The sequence below is a fragment of the Shouchella clausii genome, from assembly GCF_002250115.1.
GTDB classification, from domain to species: Bacteria; Bacillota; Bacilli; order Bacillales; family Bacillaceae_D; genus Shouchella; species Shouchella clausii.
Map to the genome: position 1 here is coordinate 2,301,427 of NZ_CP019985.1, position 17,699 is coordinate 2,319,125.

General features: G+C 41.2%; 18 protein-coding genes. 15 read left to right on the forward strand and 3 right to left on the reverse strand.

Annotated elements, in window-relative coordinates:
• Nucleotides 1-247: 247 nt before the first annotated feature.
• The 6 genes from BC8716_RS10945 to BC8716_RS10970 all read left to right on the forward strand — a co-directional run bounded on the left by BC8716_RS10945 (nt 248) and on the right by BC8716_RS10970 (nt 7,245).
• Entirely contained in the window at nt 248-1,432 is a 1,185-nt protein-coding gene (locus BC8716_RS10945) for an IS256 family transposase (protein WP_011245678.1), read from the forward strand.
• Nucleotides 1,433-1,591: 159 nt separating this feature from the next.
• Entirely contained in the window at nt 1,592-2,938 is a 1,347-nt protein-coding gene (locus BC8716_RS10950; protein WP_157730420.1) for a chorismate-binding protein, read from the forward strand.
• Nucleotides 2,935-3,534 (forward strand): anthranilate synthase component II, encoded by a 600-nt coding sequence (locus BC8716_RS10955; RefSeq protein WP_094425625.1) that lies wholly within the window; start codon nt 2,935-2,937, stop codon nt 3,532-3,534. Before BC8716_RS10950 ends, BC8716_RS10955 begins: the two co-directional genes overlap by 4 nt.
• Nucleotides 3,535-3,566: 32 nt before the next feature.
• On the forward strand, nt 3,567-4,835 hold the full coding sequence (locus BC8716_RS10960; protein WP_094425627.1) for a glycosyltransferase: 1,269 nt from the start codon (nt 3,567-3,569) through the stop codon (nt 4,833-4,835).
• A gap of 13 nt (nt 4,836-4,848) precedes the next feature.
• A complete protein-coding gene (locus BC8716_RS10965; protein WP_094425629.1) occupies nt 4,849-5,868 on the forward strand; it encodes a glycosyltransferase in 1,020 nt (339 codons plus the stop codon).
• A gap of 156 nt (nt 5,869-6,024) precedes the next feature.
• Nucleotides 6,025-7,245: a sugar efflux transporter gene (locus BC8716_RS10970; RefSeq protein WP_094425631.1), complete on the forward strand. Its 1,221-nt coding sequence runs from the start codon at nt 6,025-6,027 to the stop codon at nt 7,243-7,245.
• Nucleotides 7,246-7,434: 189 nt separating this feature from the next.
• Here the strand turns inward: BC8716_RS10970 and BC8716_RS10975 are convergent, their stop codons facing one another.
• From BC8716_RS10975 to BC8716_RS10985, 3 genes are read right to left on the reverse strand one after another with little or no spacing between them, the layout of a single operon-like run.
• Nucleotides 7,435-8,208: a hypothetical protein gene (locus BC8716_RS10975; protein WP_094425633.1), complete on the reverse strand. Its 774-nt coding sequence runs from the start codon at nt 8,206-8,208 to the stop codon at nt 7,435-7,437.
• Nucleotides 8,205-8,633, reverse strand: a complete 429-nt coding sequence (locus BC8716_RS10980) for a permease prefix domain 1-containing protein (protein WP_094425635.1) — start codon at nt 8,631-8,633, stop codon at nt 8,205-8,207. The genes BC8716_RS10975 and BC8716_RS10980 overlap by 4 nt, the downstream gene beginning before the upstream one ends.
• Before the next feature lie 2 nt (nt 8,634-8,635).
• Complete coding sequence (locus tag BC8716_RS10985; protein WP_094425637.1) at nt 8,636-8,959, reverse strand: PadR family transcriptional regulator; 324 nt, start codon at nt 8,957-8,959, stop codon at nt 8,636-8,638.
• Between the two features lie 232 nt (nt 8,960-9,191).
• Here BC8716_RS10985 and BC8716_RS10990 point away from each other — a divergent pair, with 232 nt between their 5' ends.
• The 9 genes from BC8716_RS10990 (at nt 9,192) to hxlA (ending at nt 17,671) form a co-directional block, all read left to right on the forward strand.
• Nucleotides 9,192-10,196 carry a LacI family DNA-binding transcriptional regulator gene (locus BC8716_RS10990; protein ID WP_094425639.1) on the forward strand — a complete coding sequence of 335 codons (1,005 nt, stop codon included), beginning with the start codon at nt 9,192-9,194 and terminating at the stop codon, nt 10,194-10,196.
• 19 nt (nt 10,197-10,215) lie between these two features.
• The gene (locus BC8716_RS10995) at nt 10,216-11,220 is read left to right on the forward strand and encodes a TRAP transporter substrate-binding protein (protein ID WP_094425641.1); all 1,005 of its coding nucleotides are present in this window, start codon (nt 10,216-10,218) and stop codon (nt 11,218-11,220) included.
• 16 nt (nt 11,221-11,236) lie between these two features.
• On the forward strand, nt 11,237-11,731 hold the full coding sequence (locus tag BC8716_RS11000; RefSeq protein WP_095256013.1) for a TRAP transporter small permease: 495 nt from the start codon (nt 11,237-11,239) through the stop codon (nt 11,729-11,731).
• Nucleotides 11,728-13,005 carry a TRAP transporter large permease gene (locus tag BC8716_RS11005; protein WP_094425645.1) on the forward strand — a complete coding sequence of 426 codons (1,278 nt, stop codon included), beginning with the start codon at nt 11,728-11,730 and terminating at the stop codon, nt 13,003-13,005. Before BC8716_RS11000 ends, BC8716_RS11005 begins: the two co-directional genes overlap by 4 nt.
• An 18-nt stretch (nt 13,006-13,023) precedes the next feature.
• Nucleotides 13,024-13,575 carry a 6-phospho-3-hexuloisomerase gene (gene hxlB / locus BC8716_RS11010; protein ID WP_094425649.1) on the forward strand — a complete coding sequence of 184 codons (552 nt, stop codon included), beginning with the start codon at nt 13,024-13,026 and terminating at the stop codon, nt 13,573-13,575.
• Nucleotides 13,576-13,697: 122 nt separating this feature from the next.
• Nucleotides 13,698-14,969, forward strand: coding sequence for an IS110 family RNA-guided transposase (locus BC8716_RS11015; protein WP_063609918.1), 1,272 nt, complete (start codon nt 13,698-13,700; stop codon nt 14,967-14,969).
• A 425-nt stretch (nt 14,970-15,394) separates the two neighbouring features.
• Nucleotides 15,395-16,081 (forward strand): ribose-5-phosphate isomerase RpiA, encoded by a 687-nt coding sequence (rpiA, locus tag BC8716_RS11020; protein ID WP_094425651.1) that lies wholly within the window; start codon nt 15,395-15,397, stop codon nt 16,079-16,081.
• On the forward strand, nt 16,074-17,024 hold the full coding sequence (locus BC8716_RS11025; protein ID WP_094425653.1) for a sugar kinase: 951 nt from the start codon (nt 16,074-16,076) through the stop codon (nt 17,022-17,024). The genes rpiA and BC8716_RS11025 overlap by 8 nt, the downstream gene beginning before the upstream one ends.
• 23 nt (nt 17,025-17,047) lie before the next feature.
• Complete coding sequence (gene hxlA, locus BC8716_RS11030; protein ID WP_094425655.1) at nt 17,048-17,671, forward strand: 3-hexulose-6-phosphate synthase; 624 nt, start codon at nt 17,048-17,050, stop codon at nt 17,669-17,671.
• The last annotated feature ends 28 nt before the right edge of the window (nt 17,672-17,699 follow it).

Sequence of the window (17,699 nt, forward strand, 5' to 3'; positions counted from 1 at the left end):
AAAAAACTGTTGCCAGCCAGCCGGACGTGAAAGAAGTCTGGTTTTTTTTCATGAAAACGATTTTGTTAGGAGTGTGGCAATTGAATATTAATGATTATAATGCGAAGCAATTTAGAGAGGAAATCGTAAATTTTCCGTGAGAGCGTAAAATATCTTGTGTAAATAATAAATATTAGACGGAAAAAGGAAGCCCTTTTCTAGTAGAATTGAGTTACCACACAAAATTCACAGAAAAGAGGACTTCCCTATGACTGATTTTACTACAGATATTGCACAAGCTCTAGTTCGGAAAGAGGATTTGAAAGAAGTTTTTCGAACGCATCTAGAAAACGCCGTCAACACCCTTCTAGCCACAGAATTAACGGCTTTTCTGGACTATGAGAAATACGATCGTGGTGGATTTGGTTCAGGAAACTCGAGGAATGGCACGTACCCGCGTACGCTTCATACAGAGTTTGGGGATCTTCACCTTTCCATTCCGAGAGATCGAAATGGGGAGTTTCACCAACAAACGATCTCACCGTATAAGCGATCCAATGACACGCTTGAATCATTCGTCATCCACATGTATCAAAAAGGAGTCACGACAGGAGAGATCACCGATCTCCTTGAACGCATGTATGGCCATCATTACACGCCACAAACCATTTCGAATATGACCAAAACGATGGAGAAACAAGTCGAAGCTTTTAAAGCACGAACCCTGGCGAAGCGATATGTCTGTGTCTATTTAGATGCCACCTTTATTGCGATTAAACGAGACACGGTTTCAAAAGAAGCGGTCTATTTGGCCATTGGTATTCAAGAGGATGGGACGAAAGAAGTGCTGGCGTACACGATCGCACCAACTGAATCGGCTTTGGTCTGGAAAGAAGTCTTAGAAGATCTTCAGAATCGAGGCGTCGAGGACGTGTTGCTTTTTGTTTCGGATGGGCTTAAAGGAATCGTCGATTCCATTCAAAGTCTCTTTCCTTCTTCGTCCTATCAATTGTGTTGTGTCCATTTATCACGCAACCTCGCACACAAGGTTCGCGTTTCAGACCGGGCTGAAGTCTGTGGTGATTTTAAGCGAGTCTACCGCGCGACCAGCAAACAAGAGGGCCAAAAAGCGCTCGATGACTTCGTGACAAAATGGAAAAAAGTCTATCCAAGAGCAACAAAATCACTTGAGGAGAATCCTTTTATACTCACGTTTTACGACTTCCCTCAAGCCATTTGGCGAAGCATTTATTCCACCAATCTTATTGAATCCTTTAATAAACAGTTAAAGAAGTACAGCAAGCGGAAAGAGCAATTTCCAAATGAACCGTCCATTGAGCGGTTCCTCGTTAGTCAGTTTGAACCCTACAATCAAAAATTCTCAACACGTTGTCATCTTGGATTTGATTTAGCAAGAGCTGAATTAGTAAGCATGTTTGAACGAAGAAAATAACGAAAGTGGTCTAACTGAACATAGATTAGGGTTTTCATTTACACAAAATTCTTGACGGTCCCTTTTCCGTACGTTTCTTTAACAAGAAAAATTAAAGGAGTAAATACTTCTTTTAATTATTTAGTCGAAAAATTTGTTGACAAAGACGGCTTATTCTTATTGGAAAGTTCGCCAGGACATGACCAGTTTTCATACATTGGGTTTGATCCTTTTTTAGAAGTGAAATGTTTTGATGATTATGTTGAAATTAAAAATTCACTTTCAAAAGACACTACTTTCAAAGAAGGTGATATTTTCGAAATAATTAGGGGTTTGGTTAAAGAGTATAGTAAAAATTCTACTGGCGAAGATAAATATCAGAATGGCCTCGTTGGATTTTTAACATATGAGTGCGTAAAGTTTATAGAGAAAATAGATTGTAATAATAAGAGAGAATTAAATTTGCCATTAGCTGTTTTTACTGTCCCCAGAAGTCTAATCATACGTGACCATCACAAAATGGAATATATGTTAGTCCAAAATGTATTTAAAGAAGAAGGATTAAATACTGATTTAAATGAACTTTTTTACAGAAAGAAAAGGTTATTAGAACAATACACTCAACTATTAAAAGATGGGCAAAAGTATATTACTGAAGAAAAAGATAAGCTTTTTGTGAATACTAAATTGAACTATCAAGAAAGTATTTCAAAAAAAGAATATATAGAGAAAGTTTCGGAATGTAAGGAGTATATTATAGAGGGTGATATATTTCAAATTCAGTTATCAAGAAGATTAAAAACGAAGTTCAATCACAGTCCAATTGAATTCTATTTCAAGTTAAAGGAGATTAATCCATCTCCCTATATGTTTTTTATGAAATTTGAGGATAAATTTTTAATAGGAGCTTCACCTGAATTGTTAGTTAAAGTTGAAAATAGAGAGATGTATCTGTATCCGATAGCAGGAACTAGAAAGCGGTATTCAACTCGTAAAACAGAAGAAGAGATAATTGACGAATTAAAAAGTGATGAGAAGGAAAGAGCTGAGCATATTATGCTGGTGGATTTAGCACGTAATGAAATTGGAAGAGTTAGTAAATATGGAACAGTTAAAGTTAAAGAGTTAATGGGAATTGAAAAATACTCTCACGTTATTCATATGGTTTCCATAGTTCAGGGTACTCTTCAACACGGAAAAGACGCGATAGACGCTCTAAAGTCTAGCTTTCCTGCAGGAACAGTAACTGGAGCGCCAAAAATTCGAGCAATGGAAATTATATCGGAGATGGAAAACGTGCAACGGGAGTTTTATTCTGGTGGTATGGTTTTTCATGATTTTACAGGGAATTTAAAATCATCAATTATTATTAGATCGGTGTTGATCCAAGATGGGTATGCATATACGCAAGCTGCAGCCGGAGTGGTTTATGACTCTATTCCTGAAAATGAATTTAAAGAGACGACTAATAAAATGCAGGCATGTCTACAAGCGCTAGCAGCTTTAGAACAGGAGGGAGTTCAATGATTGTTGTAGTAGATAATTATGACTCATTCACATATAATATCGTAGATTATTTGGGGAAAATTAGTGATTTAAAAATAGTAGTCTCTCGAAATGATGAAATCAGTATAGCGCAACTTTCTTTATTAAATCCTGAGTACATTATTATCTCGCCTGGTCCAAAGCGCCCAAAAGATGCAGGGATATCGAAGGACATTATTTCGAGCTTTAAAGGTCGGATCCCCATACTAGGAGTTTGTCTAGGTCACCAAGCTATAGCTGAAGTATTTGGCAGTGAAATAGTGAAAGCCACTGAGCCCAAACACGGGAAAGTTTCTTTAATAAGACATAACAATGATTTGTTATTTCAAGGAGTTGCTAACAATTTCAAAGCAACGCGTTATCATTCTTTAGTAATAAATCAAGATAATTTATCAGACAATATCGAGGTATTGGCGTATTCAAAAGATGATAATGAAATAATGGCTATTAAGCATAAAGTTTTCCCAATCTATGGGTTACAATTTCATCCAGAATCGATCTATACTTTAGAAGGATTAAGGCTGATGGATAATTTTTTACGCATTACGAAAAAAAATGCAGCTCCACTGATAAGCTAATAACCTTTCATGTATTAAAAGGGGGTTTTTTAATGAATCCGAACCAAGACTATTATATTTATACGAAAAATCATTGTGATCTCAGAAGTAAGCATAAAAAGGTATTGATTACTACTTTTAGCCGAAGCAGTTTGGGACATATGATGAGGGCTATTGCAATAGGATTAGAATTACAAAAAAGAAGCCACGATGTTTTATTAGCGTGTGCTGAGGAAACCTTGTACTTGCCAAAGTCATACGGTTTAAATTGTGTTAAGGTACATGAATTAGAGCCAATGCCTTTGTGGTCAAAAATGAACAGAGAAGTGGATCTTTCGGAAATTACCAAGAAGAGGTTGGCCAGCAAAAATTATATTGAAAAGTGTATGATAGATGATACAACACTTATAAATCAATTCAAACCAGATGTTGTATTGCATGATATGCGAATAACATCTGGAGTATCGGCTAAGCTTGCTAACATTCCATCTATTTCATTAAATAATATAAAGTTATTCAATTTCCCTCTTTCAACGGTAATTCCTTTAGTAATAGACCAAATGAAAGTTATGGGAATAAGCGAATCGGCTATAAAACATATTTTTGGTGATGTAGTAGTGATCCCTGATTTTTCAAATTTTGAACCAATGTGTCATATTCCGAAGGGCATAATGGAAATTATAAATGAATCTGTAAAAGAAATTTACTATTGTGGACCTTTAATGACGATATACCCATCTCAATTACCTAAGAAAAAGATATTAAAAAAGAATTTAACAAGCAATTCTGATGCCCCGCTTGTATATATTACCTTTGGAGGATCGCCCTCAGGAAAAGAATATTTAATATCTGTTCTAAAGGGTTTGGCAAAGATCAGCGCTAATATTGTAGTTTCCACAGGTAATAATATACCAATTAATGATATTAAAGAAGTTGTTTCGGAAATAAAGTCTCTCAATACTAACGTTAGTGTTAAAGTTGCTCAACATTTCGAAAATAGTATAGAAATTATGAAGTCTGCAGATTTGGCAATTACCCATGGTGGGCATGGAACTCTTATGGAAGGAATCTTCAGTGGGACCCCGCAAATAATCATTCCCCACAACAACGAACAGCTAGATAATGCTAAACGGTGTTTAAAAATGAATGTAGGAGAAATTTTAGAGAAGGATAACGTTCAGATCACTATTCAGAAAATGGTTGAACGTATGTTAGCTGATAAAAAAATTCAGAATGCTTGCGAAGAAGTTTCTAGCAAAATGGCGCATTTTAAAGGTACAGAGAACCTTGCAAATTTTATTGAAAATCGACTAACTTATTAAGGGGGAGTAAAAAATGATTAGCGTTATAATACCTACTTTTAACAAAGCAGAGTATTTAGAGTTAACCCTTGCATCATTCGTGAATCAGACATGTAAAGATTATGAATTAATAGTTGTCGATGATGGTAGTGAAGATAACACGAAAATAGTAGTCAACGATTATATGGATATTATTAATATAAAATATTTTTTTCAAAACAATAAGGGAAGGGCTAGTGCCAGAAACACTGGTATTCTTCAATCATCTGGTACATTGATAATATTTAACGATGACGATAGAATCGTAAGCCCTTTTTTTATTGAAGAACATAAAAAGAAACATAAAAATAACAGTAATTTGATTTTAATAGGTTGGAAATATAATGTCCTTTCAATATGGAAGCCAGACGAACTCCCCTTACTGAAAAGTAGCCTAAGAAAAATGTTTCCTAATTTAGAACATCATAATAAAATTAAATTGCTCTTACATCCAAAAGACATAATAGATAATTTTTCCGAAAGCATAAAACCTTTTATTGTAGGAGAAGAACCTGATAATCATATTGATATAATTAAAGCTTACTCTGAAAGTCTAGATAATTTTAATTTTCCTTGGGTTCTTGGGACCACGGGAAACTTATCTGTTGCGAAACAAAAAATAGAAAAAGTAGGATTATTTGATGAGAATTATAAGGGATGGGGTGTGGAGGACACTGATTTTTGCTATAGATTATATAATGAAGGTGGTGTGTTCCGTGTAGATAAAGGGGCAAGCAATTATCATCAAATTCATCCAATTGGTCAAAAAAGAAGTCCTAAAGATCATTTAAGCATTGAGAGAAAGAGAACGCTAAACAAGAATTATTTTTATTTTTGCAATAAATTTCAAGACTTGCATGTTTATTTGGCTTGGCGTTCCTTCTTTAGTGAGAATATGAATTTGAAAAAGGCAAATGAAATTATTAATCAAAACAATAAAAGTGTTAAAGAAGAGCTAAAAAACTTATACGAATGTTTGATAAAAAATGAGATGAAGGGAAATATTTATAAGTAAGAATCTGCAATTGTCTTTTAGTATTATAAAATAGAATAGTGGATGGATATGGTATTAAAATATAGTGAATACCTCTCGAAAAGTGATACTTTTATATTTATGAAAGAATAATAGAAATGCTGAGGAGATATGAGATAGTATGAAAGAGATGGTTGAATGAAAAAAATTATACATACCTATTATCTGCAATATAAACAATTAGTGAAAATAGGTGGTTATTCAATACTATTAGTAACAATTGTGCTTACTGGTTTAGTTTTTTCACTAACACAACCCTTCTTATCTATATTTGCTGTGGAAGTAGTTGGAATGACCCCAACACAATTAGGAATTTATATGAGTTTAACTGCTATTTTTGGGGTTATAATCAGTACTTTAATTGCAAAAGTATCAGATGGAAAAGTTACTAGGAAATTAATTATAATAATAGTTAGCCTAGCTGGAGTTATCGGATATACTATTTTTGCTTTTTCGAGACATTATGTTGTTTTATTGGTTTCTGCCATTAGTTTTCTTGCAGTAGTTTCTTCAGGTTTTCCCCAATTATTTGCGCTGGCCAGAGAAACAGTAGTAAATGAAGGCAGCACAGAAAAAGAGTTGGCGATTAGTAATTTGAGAATGTTTTTTTCTCTAGCATGGGTAGTAGGGCCTGTTATTGGCGCATTAATTTTGAGGGGGATGGGGTATCAGGGGCTTTTTTTAATTGCTGCACTTATTTACCTAACTATAATAGTTCTGTTAGCTCTATATCCAAAACAGAGGCAACTAGGACCAATAAAAGTAACCACTAGTTCTTCTAGTTCAAACCCCCACGTCAGCAATTTTAGTTTGAAAATTATAACGGTTTCTTTTGTCCTGTTAATGACGAGCTCTTCTATTTCAATGATAAATACTCCCTTGTTTATAATAGACACACTATCTGAAGAGAACTCAACCGTAGGGATACTGTTTAGTATTTCTGCAGCACTCGAAATACCATTTATGATTCTACTTGGACTTAAAACTACACTATCGAATAAGTCAAATATATTGTTATTAGGGACACTAACTTATTCTATTTACTTTCTCGGCTTATTTCTATCTAATTATATATGGCAAATATTAATTCTACAATTATTTGGAGCATTTTCAACTGCTGTTATTATGGCAAATGGAATGATATATTTTCAAGATTTATTGCCAGATAAACCTGGAACAGTAACTACGTTATTTTCAAATACAAACAAGTTAGGTGGCATGCTAGCAGGATTTATAACAGGAACGGTAGCCGATTTTTTAAACTATAGATCTGTTTTTATAGCTTGTTTAATTATGACAACCATATCGGGAATGCTGATTTTCTTTGTATCAAAAATACAAAAGAAGAAAGTAAGTTAAAATGTCTGAATAAAACACGGATTTTCACAAAAAAACCATAGAGAAACTGCTTAGATGGAGACCAGAGGGTTCATGAGCAGTTTTCTTGCGCATAAAACGACAATTTCAAAGCATATAACCGAGACAAACGACGATGTGTGCGGCGTTTGTCTACAGTCTAAAGAGGCAGACGCCTCTTTTTTGTTTTTGCTAAAATGAATGGCGCTTTTTCTGTTTATGCCAGTAAACGTACATAGCAAGTGGCCACCATAAAACGGCAAAAATCACAAACACAGCCCAAGGAGTAAGTGGTGTTGTCAACGCATTGACGGCTACGAAAAACACAATGAGCAAGGCAGAGCCAGCCAGTGAGAAGGCCAATGGTTTTTTGTAGAGAGCAATGGACATCGGCCACCAAATAAGAACAAAAATTGGGTAAATGGCCCAAATGGTTGCAGGTGTGGTAATCCAATTCACAGCAATGAAAAAAACAGATGAAAGGATCGTTCCCAGGACCCCGTAAGCGAGCGGGCGGCGGGCAACACCTATAGACAAAGGCCACCATAGGAGGACGAATGCCGGAAAAATAGCCCAAGGAAAGCCGGTTTCCCAAAACATGTTAAGGAGAATGTAATATAAGATCATTGAACTTGACGCAATGCCAGCGAAAAAGAGCGAGCGGCTCGCCTGGCCAAAAAAGGCGGAAAGGGGCCACCATAATAATGGGAAACAAATATATAAGATCCAAGGATAATCGGGCGTTTGTATCCAATTGACAAGACTTAAGTAAACGATGAATGCAGCCGCCATCGTGGAGGCATAAAGCTTATAGCTAAGTTTTCTATCTAACATAATGCTGAGCGAGCTTAATAACAGTAGTCCGGCTGGATACAGGGCCCACCAATCTCCAGGTGTGGTCAAGAAATTAATAAGAAACAGAACGCCCATAAACACATGAGCCGCCAAATTAAATAGAACGATCATTGGTGTCCGCCTTTCTGTTTGCGCCAGTGGAAAAAGAGTGAAAGCGGCCACCACAACACGGCAAACATAGGGTAAACGAACCAGATAACAGTAGGAGTGTAGTAAAAATTAATGAAAGCGAACAGTGCAATAACCAAGGCGCTTCCCCACAAAGAGAATTCAAGATTTAAGCGCGCTCGCGACTTTTTTAGCCAATGTGGAGCCGCTTTGCTTTCTTCGTCCTGAAAGGCTTGCTTGATTTCGGAAATGTCGCCAAACTCCACAATCGCTTTATTGATGGCGTCTTCTTGTGATTTTCCTTCCCGAATGAGGTCGTCGACTTTTTCTTCTAGATTTTCGACAATTTCTTCTTTCATTAACAAAGTTTCCTCGTTTTCCGGCACATCGCGGAATAAATGGTCAACGTGGTTGCGGATTGTTTTCATAACTAAACTCCCTTCAAAAATAGGTCAATGACTGACTTTAGTTCATTCCATTCCACCGTTATTTCGCGCAAATACGCTTTGCCTAACGTTGTTATCGAATAATATTTGCGCTTGCCTCCGTGGGAGCGAGCGCCATAATAAGATACAATCAATTCTTTTTTCTCAAGCCGTTGGAAGACGGCGTAAAGCGTAGCTTCTTTTACTTCAAAGCGGCCATCGGTTTTACGGGCGATCTCTTTTGAAATTTCGTAGCCGTAACTATCCTTCGTTGCTAATAGGCTAAGCACGATTGAGTCGATATGGCCTCTCAACAAATCACTGCGCATTTAGTTGGATCACCTCTTTTTAGCGAATCAATAAAAATGGAAATTACTCTTGTTCATAGAGTACTATCTGATGGAGTAATAGTACTATTAATTGCTCTGTCTGTCAAAGTAATTTTTTATAAAGAAAAACATTTTTATAGGCGCTTTTATGTTTTCACTTGAAAAAGCGCTTACAAAACGTTAGAATGCAATTAAGTTTACTACTAAATCGGTTTAGTTAAGGAGGAATTGAATGGCCAGCGTCACAATGGCAGACGTAGCAAAGCTTGCAGGTGTATCAAAAAGCACCGTATCGCAATTTCTTAACAAACGCTACCACTATATGAGCGAAGAAACAAAGAGCAGAATCGAACAGGCGATTCATGAGTTAGGCTATAGCCCAAATGCGGTAGCGAGAAGTTTGCGGCAGAAAAAAACGCAAACGATTGGCGTCATTGTCGCCAATATACTCCATAGTTTTTCTACTGAAGTGATTCGTGCGATTGAAGATACATGTCATGCCTATGATGTCCATGTCATTGTCTGCAATGCAGATAACGACCCCCAGAAAGAAAAAAAGTATGTGGAGATGTTGCGGGCAAAGCAAGTTGACGGGTTGATCGTTTTTCCTACAAGCGACAATAAAGAGTTATTCAATGGACTCGTCGCTGCTCGTTTTCCTCTTGTTTTTATCGATAGGCTCATTCATGGTGTCCCTGTAAATGCTGTGCTTGCCGATAATGAAGAAGCGATGCGTTTGGCAGTCCATGCATTAGCCGAAAGTGGTCGGCGCCGAATTGGCTTAGTGCTTCCACCGCTTTTAGAGGAGATTACCCCGCGAATGGAACGGCGGGACGGCTTTATGAAGGCGATTAGTGAAGCAGGGCTCGAGTATGAGGAAGCGTATGTAGCGGCGGGGCAAGTAGAGGAAGCCCCACGTTTTCTTGCCGACATGCTGGCGCTGCCAACTCCGCCTGATGCCGTTATTGCTGGAAATGATCTAGTTTTGTATGAATTGCTGCGCTCGATCAAACAACAAAAAATCGATGTTCCTGAACAAATTGCACTAATTGGGATTGACGATGTGACGTTTGCTGATTTTTTTAATCCATCCATTACGACTGTAGCTCAGCCGACATTTACGATGGGCCATAAAGCTGCTGAGCTACTGCTGGAAGAAATCAATGGAGGCAAGAAACGTTCAGAAAATCGCATTCACCGCTTTCAGCCAACCTTAAAGTGCAGGCAATCTTGCTAATGAAGGAGAGTGGGCTTTTGTGAGAAAACAGCTGTTTTTGTTAGCGACAGCTACCTTATTGCTTAGTGGTTGTGCTGCTGTAAAAGAGACGGCGGACAACGATCCAGGGGATCCGAAAAAGCTAATTTTGGCGACGCAACTAGATGCCAATAGCCCATACGCAGTCGGTTTTCAAGCGTTTAAAGAAGCGGTTGAGGAAAAGACGGGAGGCGCTGTAACTGCAGAACTTCATACGAATGGCTCGCTAGGCGGCAATGAAGATATGCTGTTGCAGAGCATTGCCACAGGCGGGGTTGATATGGCTGTTATTTCGCCTGGGTTTATGACACAAGTTTTGCGTGAAATCGACTTATTCTCGCTGCCGTATTTGTTCACTAGCTATGAACATTGGGAGCGCGTTGTTGACGGCGAAATTGGCGTGGAAATGAGCGAGATGATTGAAAGGGACACAAACTTGCAAGTACTCGGCTACTGGACAGCGGGAGTACGGCAATACTATGGGCTAGAGCCACTTGCTCATATAGACGATTTGCGTAATGTCAGCATTCGAACGCAAGACTCGCCTGCCATCCAGGATAGTTGGACAGCATTAGGGGCACTGCCGACAAGTGTGGCCTGGGATGAGATGTACCAAGCATTGCAAAACCGGGTTGTCGATGCATCGGAAAATGATTTTACAAATATTTATCAGTCGAGCCATCATGAAGTGACGCCTTACTTGACGTTAACGAACCATGATTATACGACACGTTTCTTTTTAACATCGGACATTGTAATGGAGCGCTTCTCTAAAGAAGAGCAACAGGCAATCTATGAAGCGGCAGATGAAGCCACTGTTGCCGCCCGCCAAGCAGATAAGGAGTTGGCAAAACAGTCCCTTGAACAGTTAGAGGAGGAGGGGGCAATTGTCCACGAAATCGACACCGACCCATTTATTGAACGGACAGAGGAAGTAAGAGAAAAAGCAGCAGCGCAATTAGGCGCGACCGAACTTTATGAAAGAATCCGCTCCTTGGCGGATTAGAAGGAGGGCGCAAATCATGAAGGCGTTTTTAAATAGTCTGGAGTGGGTGCTGATGCGTGCTGCGGCGGTGTTCTTTGTCGGGTTTGTCGTGTGCATATTTTTACAGCTGCTATCGCGTTACGTACCTGGGATCACGATTTTATGGGCAGCGGAAATTGCTACATATGCATTTATTTGGACGGTATTTTTAGGTGCTGCTGTCATGGTCCGCCATCAAGAACATTTTAAAATTGATTATTTATATGAAAAACTTGCCGGCTTGCCGTTGCTTTTAACCAAATTGGTCAGCCACGTGTTGATTGGTGCTTTCGGCGCTGCTATGGTCGTTTACGGCTCTAAGCTGACGCACTTGTTTTGGGAGTGGACAGTGAACACGCTGCCGGGGCTGCAGCAAGGATACTTGTGGCTTGTCCTTCCTGTATCTGGATTTGCGATGTTGGCCTTTGCCATTGGCAATGCTGTGGAAGACATCGGCGCCCATTCTTTAAAAAAGGAAAGTGATGCGGCATGATCGGCCTCTTTTTAGTGCTGTTGTTTATTGTGCTCTTGTTTTTAGGGGTACCCATTGCGTTTACGCTTGGGATTGTCGCTTTTATAGGCATCTGGCTTCTCGATGCCATGCCGTTGCAAATTGTTGTGCAGACGATGTTTGCTGGTGTGGAATCCTTTATTCTACTAGCAGTGCCTCTCTTTATTTTAGCGGCAAACATTATGAACCAAGGACAAATTTCAGAGCGTTTAATCCAATTGGCGGTTTCAATGGTCGGCCACATCCGCGGTGGCCTCGCTCAAGCCAATATGGTGGTGTCGATGTTTTTTGGCGGCATCTCTGGTTCTGCACAGGCAGACACAGCTGGCGTCGGAAAAATTTTGATTCCAAGCATGATGAAGGAAGGCTATAGCAAGTCAACCGCCGTCGGTACGACAGCTGCATCTTCCACAATGGGCTTGCTTATTCCGCCAAGCATCCCAATGGTCGTGTATGGCAGTGTGACAAGTGTTTCTGTCGGGCAAATGTTTATCGGCGGCATTATTCCTGGCCTTTTAATGGGCGTGGCGATGATGGCTCTTGTCGCCTTCGTTTCTCATAGGCAAAACTATCCTCGCCATGAGCGTGTTAAACTTGCTGAAATTGGCCGGCAATTTTTAAAGTGCGTGCCGCCTTTATTGACGCCTTTGATTATTTTAGGGGGAATTATCGGTGGGTTTGTTACCCCGACAGAAGCGGCCATTATTGCCTGCTTGTATGCGCTTATTTTAGCGATGTTCGTCTACAAAACCATTAAATGGAAAGATATGCCGGAAATTTTATTTGATACGATCCGTCTAAGTTCTCTTACGCTTTTTGCGTTGGCGACAGCAAGTGCTCTTGGGCGGTTATTTAGCTACTACCGTGTACCTGACACGATTGCCGGATTTTTTGATTCGACTTTTTCAAGTGCCGGCCTGTTCTTGTTTGCGGTCATTTTATTGTTTCTATTTGTCGGGATGTTTTTAGATGCCATTCCAGCAATGATTTTGTTTGTGCCAATCGTCCTTCCAGCGTCACAAACACTTGGCATCGATCCGATTCATTTTGGGATTGTCATCGTGATGTGCTTGGCTGTCGGCATGATTACGCCGCCTTATGGTCTATGTATGTTGTTGGCAAGTTCAATAGCGAAATTGTCTGTTAGCCGTTCGATAATTGCTTTATTGCCTTATGTAGCGGTCATCCTTGTGGCGATTTTAATTGTTGCGTTTGTGCCGGCTGTGGCGTTATGGCTGCCAAGTTTTTTAAATTAATACAAGGAGGAAGAACAAATGGACTCATTTAAAGAGACGGCCCAAGCATGCGTAGAGGAAATAAGTACGGTTATTTCCCACACAAAGGAAGAAGAGCTGGAGGCGATTGCCCAAGGGTTTAAACAAGCACGGCGCATCTTTTTTAGCGGCGACGGCCGTTCTGGCCTAATGGGCAAAGCGATTGCTATGCGTTTAATGCATGGAGGCTACGAGGTGTACGTCGTCGGCGAAACGATTACACCAAGCATTGGTGAAGGCGATGTCCTGCTCCTTGTTTCTGGCTCGGCCACAGGAGTCGCAGCTAGGCAGTTTATTAAAAAAGCAAAGCAAGCTGGCGCCAAGGTGATGCTTGTGACCGCAAACCGGGAAACAGAATTCGGTGATCTTTGCGAAACATGTTTGTTTGTACCGGCAGCCACAAAACAGCGAAAGCCCGACGAACCAAAAACGATTCAGCCTTTAGGTAACCAATTTGACCAAAGCATCCATCTTTTATTAGATGCCATTGTTGTTAAGCTAACAAAAGAAAAACAGGCAGAAATGAAAGCGCGTCACGCCAATTTGGAATAGGAGCATTCCTGTAATGAAGGTTTATGAGGTTTGAAACAAAAAGAGCCCCCTTGGTATGATACGAGGTGTCCAAAGCTGATCAGCGAAAAGGACCCTTAATTGATACCCAAGGAGGACTCGCAATGAATTATACACAAAACCAGAAAATCAAGCAAATCACACCATCCACCTTAATCATTGGCATTGATATCGCCAAAGACAAACATGTAGCCCGCGCTCAGGATGACCGGGGCATCGAGTTTGGGAAACGTCTGATCTTTGAAAACCACATTCATGGCTTTGAACAGCTAATTGTCTGGGCCGAACGATATGCACAAGAGAATGGAAAGAAGACCATCCTTTTCGGGGCAGAACCAACCGGTCACTATTGGAAAAACCTCGCTTATTACCTTGTTGCGAAGCATTACCAGTTCGTTGTCGTCAATCCCATGCACGTGAAAAAAAGCAAAGAGCTTGATGACAATTCACCAACGAAAAATGATACAAAGGACGCTAAAGTGATTGCACAGCTGATTAAAGACGGGCGATACTCCGTACCCAATCTCGTAGAAGGCATTTATGCGGAACTAAGAGAAGGCGCCAAAATAAGAGATCAGCTCGTCGAACAGCTTATGACCACAGAAGGCAGAATCCAAAATCTGATTCAGCGCTACTTCCCGGAATTCTTCGGTGTATTCGGAGACTGGGAAGGAAAAGCCGCCCTTTGTACGCTAAAGTTCTTTCCTTTTCCTTCTGACATTTCTCAGATGACTCCTGAAGAAGTGCTTCAGAAATGGAAGCCCTATGTCCAACGGGGAGTGGGAATCCAACGGGCGACAAAGCTGGTAGAAGCCGCAAAGAAAAGCATTGGTCTTTCCGTCGGCATTCGCTTTGCCAGGCAGGAAATGGGCTGCCTTCTCGACCAATACGAGCTGTTCAAGACCCAACTGGAAGAACTAGATCAGGACCTTGAAGAGGTGGGAAAGACCATTCCAGGAGCTAAAAAAATGATGGCTATTAAAGGGCTGGGAGTCGCTACCGTGACAACCATCCTGGCTGAGACAGGCGATCTGACCAAATACAGCCATCCCCAGCAGTTGATTAATTTAGCAGGGCTGTCTTTACGAGAAAATCGTTCAGGGAAATGGAAAGGACAAACCAAGATAACGAAGCGAGGCCGCAGTAAGCTCAGAAGAGCTTTATACCTTGCCATTCGCCCGCTCGTTGCCCATAATTCCACCTTTAAAGCCCTGCATTCCTATTACACAAAACGCCCTGATAAGCCGTTAAAAAAACAACAGTCATTGATTGCTTTGTGTGGGAAGTTACTGAAAGTTATTTTTGTCATTGGACAGCGTCAGTGTCCATTTGATGGTTCTAAGCTTTTGTGTGGCATCCCTCAGAACCAAGCATGACAGGCTGTATAAACGCTGACTTAACAAAATCATTTGAAGACAAACACCAACAGTGCAGAGCCGGAGCATATTTACCCCATTCGGGCATGGACCCAGTATAGGAGCATATCCGGCCTCCACACCACGGATACGCAGGACGAAGGAATGTATGGACTTTCTAGGGATCCAGAGAGACATGGGAGGGTGAGCGACCGTGAGCTGTGTGGAGAGTTCGACGAAGCACGGTCATACTCTAATTTCCAAACACATCCAGTTTGGGCGTTAGGATGGTCCACGCCCTGTAAAAAATTAAAATTTGTGCTAACTATATCCAAGGCATGTTATCTAGTGGGGGGGGGGCAGCTGGTTAGCTTGTATATGAAATTCTAAGAATACGTGAGTATTCGAAAGAAAATTAAACTTTATTGAGGGAGGGAGCGTCTTATTTGGATAAGCTGAAAAGAATGGCGGCGGAAGCTGCAGCAGAGTATGTGAAAGATGGCATGAAGATTGGGCTAGGTTCTGGTTCAACGGTGTTTGAATTTGTCCGTGTATTAGGAGAGAAAGCAAAAGAAGGGCTGAACATACAAGCTGTGGCGGCCTCACGTAAAACGGAAGCACTTGCTAAAGCATGTGGCATACACATCATCGATTTTCCAACAAAGGAAAAGCTAGAGGTCGCTTTTGACGGAGCTGATGAAATTGCCCCTGGCCTCATGCTGTTAAAAGGGGGCGGCGGGTCGCTTTTACGAGAAAAGCTGGTAGCTGCAGCGGCGAAGCGCCTCGTCGTACTTGCTGATGAAAGCAAGCTTGTAGAAGAGTTGGGCGCTTTCAAACTGCCAGTCGAGATCATTCCATTTGGGTGGGAAACAACGGCGATGCGTATTGAAGCGCTAGGCGGTGTAGCGAGTTTGCGGCAAACGGGCAAGAACCCATTTGTTTCAGACAACCATAATTGGATACTTGACTGTGATTTCGGCAACATTCGCGATCCTTATAGCTTGCACGACGAGTTGAAAAAACTTGTTGGTGTCGTAGAAACAGGCCTATTTTTGAACATCGCTTGCGAAGCCATTGTAGCAAGCAAAAACGGTATCCATCATATAACAAAAGGAGACGAATTCAATGTTTGATGTCATTACACTAGGAGATGCGATGATCTCTTTTAGCCCAAATGCGACTGGGCCACTAAAATTTGTCCACTCGTTCGAGCGCCGTGTCGGCGGAGCTGAATTAAATGTGGCAATTGGCTGTTCACGACTCGGCTTAAAAACAGGCTGGATTAGCCGGCTTGGGAAAGATGAATTTGGCCAGCATATTCAAACATTTGCCCGTGGCGAAGGGGTAGACGTCAGCGAAACGAAATTAGTCGACGGCTATGCTACATCACTTAACTTTAAAGAAATCATGGCAAACGGAGCGGGACGTACTCTTTATTATCGCAATCCGTCGCCAACAGAGACATTAAAGCCTGAGGATTTACAGCCGAGTTATTTCCAACAAGCAAAAATTCTCCATTTAACAGGGATTTACCCAGCTGTCTCCCCTGGCAATATGGCAGTGACAAAGCAAGCAATCAAGCTTGCCAAAGAAAATGGCGTAAAAGTTGCTTTTGACCCGAATATCCGCCTGCGCCTTTGGAGCAAAGAGGAAGCGCGACTTGCTCTGTACCCGCTTTTGCAAGAAGTCGACATTCTCCTCACAGGCGATGAAGAGATGGAGATTATTCTCGGAACAAGCAATCCAGCTGAGATTATCGCCGAAACGACGAAGCTTGGGATAGACTTAGTAGCAATCAAACGAGGAGAGCATGGCTCGGTCGGCAGTTATCAAGGTAAAGTCGTCGAGGCAGCACCGGTGCCAGCGGCAAAAGTCGTCGACACAGTTGGCGCTGGAGACGGCTTTGATGCTGGACTGTTGTATGGTTATCTCCAAGGTTGGCCTCTTGAGCGGATGCTGACATTTGCCAACACAATAGGTTCGATGGTCGTCAGCATTGTCGGGGACAACGAAGGCTTGCCTTATTTAGAAGAAGTGCAAGCGCAGCTCGGCGAGCTTGAACGCATTGAACGCTAGTCGTTGAGGAAAGGGGAATCGACATGAAGTTGCAGCTTGCGCTTGACCGCCTGAATTGGGAAACGTGTTTTGCGCTAGTAGAAGATACAAGTGACGCTATTGATATAATTGAAATAGGCACTGGCGTTATCAAAGAATATGGCATGGAAATCGTAAGGCAAATGCGCAAAGCATTCCCCCGCCACACGTTGCTTGCAGACATGAAAATTTGCGATGCCGGGAAACACGAGGCACGACAAGCGTTTGCAGCAGGCGCCGATATCGCAACGGTTATGGCATTCGCTCCAGCTCCCACCATTAGGGAGACGCTTTCAGTAGCTAGCCAAGAAGGCAAAGAAATTATGGTTGACCTCCTTGGCGTCGACAAAACCGAGCAAGTGAAGGCATTGAAAGAACAAGGCGTTTCATTTGTCGGACTTCATCTCGGCAAGGACGAACAGCAGCATAAACAGCTTGGACGAGGACTGTTTCAGTTAGTTGAGGGGACTGGACTAAAAACCGCTATTGCCGGCGGTGTTACCGTTGAATCGTTGCCAACGATTCTCCCATACCGGCCAGACGTCCTCATTGTCGGCAGCGGGATTACCAAGGCGGAAAAGCCAAAGGAAGCGGCGCTGCGCATCAAAAAACGAATGATAGCGTCATGAGGATAACGTTTTTCCTTGACTCGTTTGG

Excerpts from the sequence above, each read along its gene's own strand:
- BC8716_RS10960 (WP_094425627.1), top strand. The coding sequence starts at position 3,567 with ATGAATCCGAACCAAGACTATTATATTTATACGAAAAATCATTGTGAT.
- BC8716_RS10970 (WP_094425631.1), top strand. The coding sequence starts at position 6,025 with ATGAAAAAAATTATACATACCTATTATCTGCAATATAAACAATTAGTG.
- BC8716_RS11000 (WP_095256013.1), top strand. The coding sequence starts at position 11,237 with ATGAAGGCGTTTTTAAATAGTCTGGAGTGGGTGCTGATGCGTGCTGCG.
- BC8716_RS10975 (WP_094425633.1), bottom strand. The coding sequence starts at position 8,208 with ATGATCGTTCTATTTAATTTGGCGGCTCATGTGTTTATGGGCGTTCTG.
- BC8716_RS10980 (WP_094425635.1), bottom strand. The coding sequence starts at position 8,633 with ATGAAAACAATCCGCAACCACGTTGACCATTTATTCCGCGATGTGCCG.
- BC8716_RS11005 (WP_094425645.1), top strand. The coding sequence starts at position 11,728 with ATGATCGGCCTCTTTTTAGTGCTGTTGTTTATTGTGCTCTTGTTTTTA.
- BC8716_RS11015 (WP_063609918.1), top strand. The coding sequence starts at position 13,698 with ATGAATTATACACAAAACCAGAAAATCAAGCAAATCACACCATCCACC.
- hxlA (WP_094425655.1), top strand. The coding sequence starts at position 17,048 with ATGAAGTTGCAGCTTGCGCTTGACCGCCTGAATTGGGAAACGTGTTTT.
- BC8716_RS10955 (WP_094425625.1), top strand. The coding sequence starts at position 2,935 with ATGATTGTTGTAGTAGATAATTATGACTCATTCACATATAATATCGTA.
- hxlB (WP_094425649.1), top strand. The coding sequence starts at position 13,024 with ATGGACTCATTTAAAGAGACGGCCCAAGCATGCGTAGAGGAAATAAGT.
- BC8716_RS11025 (WP_094425653.1), top strand. The coding sequence starts at position 16,074 with ATGTTTGATGTCATTACACTAGGAGATGCGATGATCTCTTTTAGCCCA.
- BC8716_RS10965 (WP_094425629.1), top strand. The coding sequence starts at position 4,849 with ATGATTAGCGTTATAATACCTACTTTTAACAAAGCAGAGTATTTAGAG.
- BC8716_RS10985 (WP_094425637.1), bottom strand. The coding sequence starts at position 8,959 with ATGCGCAGTGATTTGTTGAGAGGCCATATCGACTCAATCGTGCTTAGC.
- BC8716_RS10990 (WP_094425639.1), top strand. The coding sequence starts at position 9,192 with ATGGCCAGCGTCACAATGGCAGACGTAGCAAAGCTTGCAGGTGTATCA.
- BC8716_RS10945 (WP_011245678.1), top strand. The coding sequence starts at position 248 with ATGACTGATTTTACTACAGATATTGCACAAGCTCTAGTTCGGAAAGAG.